The sequence below is a fragment of the Algoriphagus ratkowskyi genome (assembly GCF_002150505.1).
Classification (GTDB): domain Bacteria; phylum Bacteroidota; class Bacteroidia; order Cytophagales; family Cyclobacteriaceae; genus Algoriphagus; species Algoriphagus ratkowskyi.
Map to the genome: position 1 here is coordinate 40,031 of NZ_MSSV01000028.1, position 11,317 is coordinate 51,347.

Annotated in this window: 5 protein-coding genes; all 5 read right to left on the minus strand. The window is 39.3% G+C overall.

All coding sequences use genetic code 11. The annotated features are described in order from the left end of the window. Positions 1–5: 5 nt before the first annotated feature. Positions 6–1,544, minus strand: coding sequence for a 2-oxoglutarate dehydrogenase complex dihydrolipoyllysine-residue succinyltransferase (gene odhB, locus BVH02_RS19860; protein WP_086503220.1), 1,539 nt, complete (start codon positions 1,542–1,544; stop codon positions 6–8). A gap of 88 nt (positions 1,545–1,632) precedes the next feature. Beyond that, entirely contained in the window at positions 1,633–4,431 is a 2,799-nt protein-coding gene (locus tag BVH02_RS19865; RefSeq protein WP_086503221.1) for a 2-oxoglutarate dehydrogenase E1 component, read from the minus strand. Between the two features lie 139 nt (positions 4,432–4,570). Then, entirely contained in the window at positions 4,571–5,521 is a 951-nt protein-coding gene (locus tag BVH02_RS19870) for a hypothetical protein (protein WP_086503227.1), read from the minus strand. Positions 5,522–5,540: 19 nt separating this feature from the next. Further along, entirely contained in the window at positions 5,541–7,190 is a 1,650-nt protein-coding gene (locus tag BVH02_RS19875) for a SusD/RagB family nutrient-binding outer membrane lipoprotein (protein ID WP_086503222.1), read from the minus strand. Between the two features lie 18 nt (positions 7,191–7,208). Continuing rightward, on the minus strand, positions 7,209–10,448 hold the full coding sequence (locus BVH02_RS19880; RefSeq protein ID WP_086503223.1) for a SusC/RagA family TonB-linked outer membrane protein: 3,240 nt from the start codon (positions 10,446–10,448) through the stop codon (positions 7,209–7,211). Positions 10,449–11,317 lie beyond the last annotated feature (869 nt).

The window sequence follows — 11,317 nt, forward strand, 5'->3', positions numbered from 1 at the left end:
CAAAATTAAACTCCAAACAACAATCTTGTCGGATCTTCGAGCAATTCTTTCACTCTTACCAAGAAGCTTACTGACTCACGCCCATCAATAATTCTGTGATCGTAAGAAAGAGCCAAATACATCATCGGAAGGATCACTACTTCACCGTTGACAGCCATTGGACGCTGCACGATATTGTGCATTCCAAGGATAGCAGACTGTGGCGCATTGATGATCGGTGTTGACATCATGGATCCGAAGATTCCACCGTTAGTTAAGGTAAATGTGCCACCAGTCATTTCTTCTATAGAAAGTTTGTTGTCTCTGGCTTTACCAGCTAGTCTAACCACTTCTTTTTCTATCTGATCAAAACTCATCGCCTCCGCATTTCTGATCACCGGAACTACCAACCCTTTCGGCGCAGATACAGCAATAGAAATATCACAGAAATCGTTGAATATCATTTCATTGCCATCAATCTTAGCATTCACAGATGGCCATTCTTGAAGTGCTACGCAAACAGCTTTGGTGAAAAAAGACATGAATCCAAGTCCTACACCATGCTTTTCTTTGAATTGCTCTTTGAATTTAGATCTTAAATCCATGATTGGCTTCATATTCACCTCATTGAATGTGGTGAGCATCGCTGTCTCATTTTTTACAGACACCAATCTTCTAGCAACAGTTTTTCTCAAAGAAGACATTCTTTCTCTTCTCTCATTTCTAGAACCTGCCACTGGTGCTGGCGCTGAAGACTCAGCTGGCTTGCTTTCTGATTTAGCAGGTGCAGCAGCTGGCTTTTGAGCAGACTGAGCATCTTCTTTGGTGATTCTACCGTCTTTTCCAGTTCCCTTTACAGACTCTGGAGAAACACCTTTTTCAGCTAAAATCTTGGAAGCTGCCGGAGATGCATGTCCAGTTGCATAGTTTGTATTTCCAGATTCAGTGTTTGAAACTTCATCAGAAGATTTTTCGGAGGAAGCTGAAGCTGGTTCTCCTTCTGTTACCTCAATTTTACATATCAATCCACCGATTTCTAGCACATCACCTTCTTGCGCCACATGGCGAAGAATTCCTGATGCTTCAGCTGGTAATTCAAATGTCGCTTTATCCGAATCGACTTCCGCAATAATTTCATCCAGCTTCACATAATCCCCATCTGTTTTGATCCAATTGGCTAGCGTAACCTCAGTGATCGACTCACCTACGGTTGGTACTACCATATCCTTTACTTCTCCGGAAGCTTTTGCTTCAGAAGATTTTTCTTCAGTTTTTGGGGCAGCTTCTGCTTTTGGCTTTTCAGCAGCTGTCTCAGATTTGCCTGCAGTTCCAGCTTCATCAATCTCACAGATCACAGCTCCGATTTCCAAGACATCACCTTCTTGAGCTTTAATTCTAAGTATACCAGCAGCTTCAGCTGGTAGCTCAAATGTAGCTTTATCAGATTCCAGTTCACATAGGACTTCGTCCATCTGCACTTCATCTCCGTCTTTTTTGAACCATTGGCCAATGGTGACTTCCGATATGGATTCGCCTACCGTAGGAACTTTAATTTCTTTGCTCATAAGTTTTTCTTTTTTTCTCTTTTATAGTCAAAAAGAGAGGAACAAAATGATACGATTATTTTGGATGTCTTATTGAAAAGAACTGTGATTATTTCAATTTAAGTGCTTGAGCAATAATATTTTTCTGCTCTTCGACATGAACTTTATTATATCCTGTTGCAGGAGAAGCACTGGCTTTTCTAGCGATTACATCCATTGGCAACTCTTTATACAGAAGTCTAAGAATGTAATTCCAGTAACCCATATTTGATGGCTCTTCCTGAACCCAAACCAGCTCGGCTTTTGGGTAGGCTGCTAGTGCTTCCATCATTTGCTTCTTTGGAAGTGGATGAAGTTGCTCTATACGGATAATTGCCACATCTTTTACTTTTTCTTTTTCTCTTACTTCATCAAGATCGTAAAAGATTTTTCCAGAGCAAAGTACCACACGTTTCACGTCTTTGGCATCTACAGTAGTATCTGGAAGAACCTCTCTGAAGGAGCCTTCTGTAAACTCAGAAAGAGGAGAAACAACTTTTGGATGTCTCAAAAGAGACTTAGGTGACATCACAATACATGGCTTTCTGAATTCCCAAGCCAACTGTCTCCTCAGTAAATGGAAGAAGTTCGATGGTTCAGTCACGTTAGCTACAATGGTGTTATACTCCGCCGAAAGCTGAAGAAATCTTTCGGGACGAGCATTTGAGTGCTCAGGCCCTTGTCCTTCATATCCGTGAGGAAGTAGCATCACCAATCCATTCATTTTCTGCCATTTGGTTTCGCCAGAAGTAATGAATTGGTCAATCATAGTTTGCGCTCCGTTTGCGAAATCTCCAAACTGAGCTTCCCAAATAGTTAAAGCATTTGGATTTGCCATGGCATAACCATATTCGAAACCAAGTACAGCATATTCAGAGAGTAGTGAATTGTAGATATAAAATTCACCTTTTCTATCCTTCATCTCCTTAAGGGAGTTGTAGGCTTTATTCGTGTTAGCATCATGGAGCACTGCATGTCGATGGGAGAATGTACCCCTTTGCACATCCTGACCAGTCAATCTAACAGTTTTTCCTTCCAATGTCAATGAACCGTAAGCAAGCAATTCTGCTGCTGCCCAATTCAAGGATTTAGTCTGAAAGAACATATCTTTACGCTGCTTCAATTGTGCTTCTATCTGCTTCAAAGGTTTAAATCCCTTAGGGATTACTGTCAATGCTTCAGCAACTTTTTCTATCAAATCTTGGCTAATTCCAGTTTGTGGAGACTGGTCAAAATCTTCCGGTTTAGACCTTCTTAAGCTGCTCCACTCCTCTTCAAACCGTGTTGCTTGATAAGGAAGTGGCTTTTCTTTTACCAAATTCAAGCGATCCTGAAGTAATTGTCTGAATTCCTCATCCATTTGCGAAGCCAATTTTGACTCCATGTCTCCACGTTCAGCTAGGCGCTTCACGTAGATTTCTCTTGGATTTGGGTGCTTAGAAATAATATTGTAAAGTTCTGGTTGCGTGAACTTAGGCTCATCAGACTCATTGTGCCCATGACGTCTGTAGCAAACCATGTCTATAAAAATATCCCGACTGAACTTCTGTCTGAATTCGCAAGCTAGTTTTGCAGCAAATACAACTGACTCAGCATCGTCTCCATTCACGTGAATAACTGGCGCATCAATAATCTTTGCTACATCTGTACAATAGATAGATGAGCGTGCATCATCAAAATCAGTAGTAAAACCTACTTGGTTGTTGATCACAAAGTGGATTGTACCACCAGTATTATATCCTTTCAAACTCTCCATTTGAGTCACCTCGTAGACAATGCCTTGCCCTGCGACAGCTGCATCTCCGTGAATCAAAATAGGAAGAGCCTTAGTGAAATCTCCTTTATATTCAGAATCGATTTTAGCACGAAGGAAACCTTCCACTACAGGATCCACAGCTTCCAAGTGAGATGGATTTGGTGCAAGTTTCAAATGAACCTTGTTTTCTGAAGGCGTTATAATATCGCTTGCATAACCCATGTGATACTTAACATCACCATCGCCCATTGTCAAATCCGGCTTTGCCGTACCTTCGAACTCAGAGAAGATCTGCTCATAGGTTTTGCCCATTATATTGGCCAAAACATTTAATCGGCCCCTGTGAGCCATACCTATCATTACTTCCCGTACTCCAAGTTGGGACGAGGTATTGATCACGGCATCTAAAAATGGAATTGTGCTTTCTCCACCTTCCAGTGAAAAACGCTTTTGACCAAGGTATTTGGTATGCAAAAAGTTTTCAAAAACGACCGCTTGGTTAAGCTTCGAAAGGATCCTCTTTTTCTCTTCGTGTGTAGGATTAAATGCTAATGCATCTTTTTCTACCTTGGTCTTAAACCAATCCAGCATCTCTGGATCACGAATATATAAGTATTCAAAACCCATCGAACCTTCATAAATGGTCTTCAGAGATTCTAAAATTTTTGAAAATTTAGCTGTCCCAATTCCAATCTCACTACCCGCTTGGAACTCAGTATTCATATCTTCCTGACCTAAACCAAAATCTTTAGGATCGATTAAAGCTTTTCTATCTTTTCGTTCTCTTACAGGATTTGTCTTGGATCTCAGGTGAGCTCTTGAACGATGCGCGTGAATCAAAGCTCTTACCTTAATTTCTTTGGGCAACTGCTCCATGTTCATAATGGTACCTGGAGTAGCTAAAGCTCCATTCTGAGCTGGTGAAGTAGTTGAAGCTGTTCCATTTACAGAGACCGCATTTTCATCTTCGCCGTAATTGGTTAGTGCGAAGTCAAACCCGTCAAAAAACTCTTTCCAACTAGGATCTATTGATTCTGGGTCATTCTTGTAAGAAGTGTAAAGCTCATCTATATAAGATACGTGAGCATTAGCGATATAAGAAAACTTATCCATATTTTAATCTTAAATGAGAAATCAAATCTAAGACCTAAAATCAATAATAAAAAATTGCTTAGTTGCTTTAGCAAATATAAATAAATACAAAAAAAAAGCGGCGTGAATTCACGCCGCTTATTACTATTATTAGTCTCTTCTACCGAAGGTTTAGAGGCCAAGGTTTTCCTTGGTTTGATTTTAATGTAGTAGTACCAGTTTCTCCATCGCCATTAAGCCATGTAAACACTAAATTATTAGCATCAACGCTTAATACAGTTAACGAATAACCTACACCGTATTTATCAGCACCTGACATAGACAGCCTACCACAGGCATCGTTAATACGGACTGCACCATTACCCCATGTGTCACCATAGCAATTCCATAGGCCAAAAGTCCCGTCAGAAACTGTATAGGCACCAGGAGAACTACTTACCGCTGTGAGGACAACTGAACCTGTGATGGTTCCAGGACAAGAACCATACGCAGAATCCATGTCTGTAGAAGTGTAAGTAAATGTACCAGCCAAATCAGATGGACAAACTACACTTACAAAATACTGAAATGGTGAGTCGAAAAACGGAGCACCGGCAATGTTGTTGGACACGTTACCTCTATTAAACGATCTTCCAAACTTATCAGTCAGAATCATGCTGAATTCAAATATATCACCACCAGCGATATCAGCTGCAGTTAAACCTACTTTTGAAATTGCCTCAGTTGCTGATATCTCAAAGGAGGTTCTCAAAAACCTGGACTTATCATTAGGTGCAAAATCAGCAAGCGGAATAGTCTTAATCAACACTGGACCAGCAGCTGGAGAGTACTTAAGACCAACTCCCGGAATCAATCTTCTATGCTGAACCATTATCTCCACTGTTTCTACAGAAGCTCCATCCTGTGCATCTACAGCTTCTAGTGTCAATGCAAACTTGGCGTTTGCCAAATCGAAGAAGTTAAAGGTAGTGCTCGTTCTAGCGATTGTTCTCAAATAGGCGCCAGTATCAAATTCCGAATAGGGAATATTAGGCTCTACGAAATCCCTACAGGAACTAAGGAAAACCAAAGCGCCTAAAAGGAATCCAAAACTATATTTTATATTTTTCATAGTATTTCGAATTATTAGTTTAGTAGATCCAACCATTTCCTGCAGGATTCTTATCCCAGAAAGTTTGAACACCTAGATTAGGCTTTTGGACTGCGTTGCTATTGGTAACTATGTAGTTATTAGGATACAGGAATGTTCGTGGAAACAATCCAGCATCTGGCTCTAAACCAGGCTGCATTTTAGAAGGCTGCCCTGTTCTTTTGTACAGATTCAGAGCTTCAACTCCATTTCCATATAAAGCCAACCAATATTCACGACCAATCAAATACATTTTATTACCAGCAGGTGCCAGATCATACTCATTTCCAACGTAGGCTATATACTCATTAACTTTTTTTGTTAAGTCTATATTTTCCTTAGCGAAGAAAGCTGAAACTTTACCGGACTCCTGAGAATTGTTGGCAAAATTTATGACATAGTTCATATGCTTTTTAATCCCGGCCAACATATATGTTTTTGCTGTTGCAGGATCATTATTGATAGTCAATGCAGCTTCAGCTAGCATGAAATCTACATAAGATGACAGCATGATTGGAAACAATCCTGCCCCCTGAGCTCCTAATGTAGGGTTATTTACAGGAGTTGCGGAGTTATCATCAAACCTTCCACCTGAAGGATATAAACCCCAAACTGTTCTAAGCAAACCATCTGGTGGTACTCCATCTGGATCTAGGTGATCACGACCCCAATAACCTCTGGTACCAGGAAGACAGTAAATGAAGTTCTGAACCAAATATTGTGGGGGCGCTATAATCGTAAGACATTCAATTAGAGCAGGATCCTTAGGATTAGTTGTCACCTGTCTGTACCAGTAGAATCTAGCACGAGGATCATCAAAACCTTTAGCCTCGGTCATATGCCACATATAGAACGTAGAATGATAAGTACCTCCGCCCGAAGTATAAGATCCTGCATAACCAGGATGTCTTGAATCTGGATCTGCGGAATTTGTACCAAATCTAAATGCAAAGTCATCACCTTCTTTCAAAAGATTCCCCTCAGCTATTAAAGCGTTTATAGCAGTTTTAGATCCAGCTGCATTCACCAATTTGAGATTCAAATGATATCGAAGTTTCATGGTATTAACCAGTCTGATCCATTTCGTATAATTCCCTGCGTAGAAATAATCATTTGGTGATCCAGCTGAAGTTGCCGCAAAATGTGCACTTGCCTGATTCAAACTTTCCAAAGCAGCCGAATATACTGACTCACCTGAATCTGTCTTAGGGAAGAAATTTCCTGCATCCAAAGCCTCTGACAAAGGAACATCTCCATAGGAATCTACCAAATGGAAAAGCACCATTGCTTTTATCGTCTTTGCAATACCTAGATGTCGCTGAAAATTCGCTTGCTCTGCAAGTGGCTCAAGAAATTGAATGTCAGCTAAAATATTAGCATAGGCAGTCGACCAATACGCATTCGTAGAAGATACAGTATACGCACTCTCATACTGTGCACTACCCTGATTGATAATTCTCGTTAGCTCCATTCCGTCATTACTGACACTATTATATAGATTCTTGTAATCTAGCTGTATGCTATTCAACAGGAAGTCTGGAGAAGCTGTAGAAGCTGTCACTGCGTTTGGGTTATCCAGCAAATCAAGATCGCAGGAAGTCGCAAAGCACAAGGTGGAAGCCGCTAACAAACTATATATTATTCTTTTCATTTTAGTTCAGTTTTAGAATTAGAATGTAAGGGTTAATGTACCGCCAAATCTCTTAGAGCTAGGACCAGTCACAAAATCAAAACCTAATCCATTACCCACACCAGTTCCCAATACATCCACATCATAATTCATGTTTGGAGGGAAGTTCAATGCTAAGAACCAAAGGTTGGTTCCACTCACTGCTATCGAAGCTCTTGCGAATGGTGATTTAGCCATCAATTTGGATGGTAGCGAATATGCAAGTGAAACTTCACGAAGTCGAATCATTGAACCATCAAATATATTTGGCTCGTCGGTTCTACCTTGGTATCCTGAAAAGAAATAATCTGATGCCGAGATCTGAATATCATTCTTAACATATTTAGGGGTACCATCTGCATTTTCACCATCCTGTCTTACCCCAGGCATAATGAAAGAAAGCTCTCTATCTGCAACAGGATCTTTAGTAACACCTCTGGCCAAAGTTGCAGTAACAGTATTGGAGAATACATCACCTTTATGTCTATACTCTAGCATAGCAGATAATGTAAATCCTTTATAAGAGAAGGAGTTAATCCATGAGCTATTCCATTTAGGATTTGGATCACCCAAGATTTTAAGCTCAGGATCTGCCTGATAAACACCATCAGAAAGAACTATAGGATTACCATCCGGATCTCTAGCGAAACCTATTCCCTTGATCACATTGAAAGGTTCACCTGGTATCGCAAAATTTCCTAGCGTAGTATAACCTGCCACTACTACTTCAGTAAGACCAAATCCCAACTCAATAGTCTCAGATCTATATAGTCCCCAGTTGATAGTTGAATTCCATACAAACCCAGAGGCTGTGGCTACTGGTGTTACTGTCGCCTGAAATTCTACTCCACGAGTTCTGATTTTACCAATGTTTATCAATGTCCTAGTAAAACCTGTAGAAGGGTCAATAGGAGCATCCGTGATCAAATCATTCGTATTTTTCTCGTATAAAGATAGATCGAAAGTCAATTTATTATTGAACATCGAACCCTCAACTCCAAATTCCAATTCTTCAATTAGCTCAGGTTTAAGGTTTGGATTTCCAAGCGTATTTGAAACGGAGTGAGTTTGAGTCACCGATCCATCCCTTACAAACGCTCTTGCACTTTGATCCAACGTATTTCTCGTTCTGTATGGAGAAGGGAAGCCGGCAGATGTACCATAACCCATCCTCAATTTAAGATTATTTAAAGTAGAGGAATTCCAATTAAATGCACTTGTAGGTATGAATGAAACTGAAGCTCCAGGATAGAGAATTCTTCTATTCTCTTTTTCTACTGTTGACGTCCAGTCATTTCTAGCTACTAAATTCAAGTATAGAAATCCATCATAATCTAACGTGACGTTAGTATAAATACCCAATCTTCTTTCCTCTTGCGTCCTATTCATGGTGTTACCAGAATATGCATCATTTGAAGAGGAATTTGTGAAGTTAGAATGACGGAAAAGGTTGTAAGCAAGCTGACCTTGTGAGGCAACACCATCTTGAGTGTAGTTATCATACCTAGAGTTACCTCCTAGTAATATATTCATTCCCAATTTGTCAGATATCTCTGTTTTCCAATTGAAAATCAAATCCTGATTCCAGATAGTATTTGTTATGTTAATAGTTCTGTAATATCCGGTTTGGGTTGCAAGACTTGAAGAAGGTCCCCCTTTATTGTATCTCAATTCTTGTTTTTCAGAATAAGTATCAAGACCAAATCTGTAAGTCACAGAAAGGTTGTCTGAAAAGTCATAAATCAAAGAGGTCGCGTTGAAATAACGCTTAACATCAGACGCATTTGTATAGTTATTGACCAACCAAATAGGGTTGACAATATCGTTACCAGATCTATAATAAACTGAACTGTTGTCCACAGGATTGTTCCACGGCAAACCAGCCAAATCAACAGATCTTGGCGTATATAGCACGTGAGCAAAAACAGATGGAATACCTCCAGAAGGTCCAGAACCTGAAGCAGCATTTACCGGTGGCGTCAACAAATCTGTGATCGCAAAAGTAAATGAGGAATTAATAGAGAATTTATCAGATATGGCAGAATTTATACCAAGTCCAAAGTTATATTTCTCCAATTCGTTACCAGGCGTAAATCCTTCGTCATTGGTGTAACCAAAACTTGCATTGAATCCTGTCTTGTCAGAACCTCCAGAAATTTGTACCGAAGTATTCGCAACAAGACCCGTTCTGAAAAAGGCAGTAGAAGGATCTTCATAGGCCTTGTACTCATAAGGAGTAGGTTTGCCACCTACAATACCATCTACCCAATATTCGGGGAAAGCATTTCTAATACCTGCTACCGAAGACTTAGCAATAGGATTGTCAATAACAAGCCCCTGATCCAATCTAGGTCCAAAATTGGAGAAGAAGAATCCTGGCGCCTGCTGGAAACCATTGCCATACTCCGTACCATATGTAGGTAGAGACGCGGCCTTATTAGTGAAGAATGATTGATTGATTGTTACCTCAGCTGCACTTCTTTTAGAAGCCCCTGATTTGGTAGTAATCAAAATCACACCATTTCTTCCCTGATCACCATAAAGTACAGTCGCAGATAGACCTTTCAATACTGAGATATTCTCAATGTTGTTAGGATCAATATCTAGAAAGCGTGAGGAAGTGGCTGCACCACCCGTGGTAAATCCATTGGTATTATTAGTGCTTGTATTGAATGGAACACCATCTACTACAAACAACGGCTGGTTAGAACCAGTAGCAGAAGAATACCCTCTGATTACCATATTCGTACCTGACCCAGACATACCATTGGTGGAAGTGATATTTACACCTGGCACTTTTCCTTGCAATACGCGTGAAACATCCTGCTCTGGGCGATTTTCTAGCTGATCGTTACCCACTGTGGATACCGCATAGCCCAAGGCTTTTTTCTCTCTTTCCACACCAACTGCGGTCACTACCACTTCGGATAGCTGGGCAGCATCTGTCATCAAAGTGACATTAATAATAGTTCTGTTTCCAATTACTTCTTCAGAAGATTTTAAACCTACAAAAGAATAAACTAGGACATTAGAACCTGCTGGTACTGTAAGAGAGTAATTACCATCGATATCGGTGGTAATCCCCACTGTAGTACCTTTGACGAGTACGGTTGCCCCTGGCAAACCGAGCCCATCTTCTTCGGAAATTACCGTTCCGGTAATTACCCGTTGTTGAGCCGACACCTCAAACGTGAGAGTCATCATGACGAGCCCAACAACTAAGAGTAAAGCTTTTCTCATAAGTTACATGATTTAGTTGATGAGTAAATAAAACCGCTTTCAAGTCAATATCAAAATGCCAACTAATATAGAGATTAAGTTATTTTAATTATATTTTAACTGGTATTATTTCAATTTAATTAAATAAACCACATCTAGAACTATAATTTCACAATATTTAACATTGAATATTTACATTTTAAAATTCAACGGGAGTTTATTAGTTTAAACGGCGGTTTCGAGTGATAATTTGGTATATCAGTGGAGCACCTACAAAAATATCATCATTATGCTACCCACAACTCTTAAACAGAATTAAATTCGCATTGTTACTCATTTTAAAAAACTTTTAAAAACATAAAAAAAATTGCCTTAATTCTTCACATGGTTTCAAAAAATAAGTTTCTTCAACATTTTTCAGTATTTAAAAATTTTTTGGCTCTACAATCCACAGGATTTAACTGAAAACTACCCAATTGTTACTACTGTAGTTTAAATTTCACATTTTAATTAATATCTAACTATAAAATTATATTTTGATACATTTAAAACTCCTATGACTGTTTTTAGAATGAAAACACAGAGTTGACATATTAAAATTGCACCAAATCAACACACCATTGTGGTTTAAGAAGATAGTCAATGGTATAGCTGAAAAACTAAGATATTGATCAAAGATTCTTAATAGATTATGAAGTCCAAAAGGTTATTTCCTGAAAATGGAAATAGAATAATTGCCTCTCACTGAAAAGCGTTAAAAGCAACCAAAAAATCTATCGAAGTATTAGGTAGATTTAACTCCCTGTTTAAACTTCAACTGAAGTGATAACCCTGGTTCTGATCACCAACTTTAACCACAAACAAATTTATTCAACTTCCATTAGAAAAGG

Coding starts and splice junctions, on each gene's coding strand:
- BVH02_RS19870 (WP_086503227.1), bottom strand. CDS start 5,521: ATGAAAAATATAAAATATAGTTTTGGATTCCTTTTAGGCGCTTTGGTT.
- BVH02_RS19875 (WP_086503222.1), bottom strand. CDS start 7,190: ATGAAAAGAATAATATATAGTTTGTTAGCGGCTTCCACCTTGTGCTTT.
- BVH02_RS19865 (WP_086503221.1), bottom strand. CDS start 4,431: ATGGATAAGTTTTCTTATATCGCTAATGCTCACGTATCTTATATAGAT.
- BVH02_RS19880 (WP_086503223.1), bottom strand. CDS start 10,448: ATGAGAAAAGCTTTACTCTTAGTTGTTGGGCTCGTCATGATGACTCTC.
- odhB (WP_086503220.1), bottom strand. CDS start 1,544: ATGAGCAAAGAAATTAAAGTTCCTACGGTAGGCGAATCCATATCGGAA.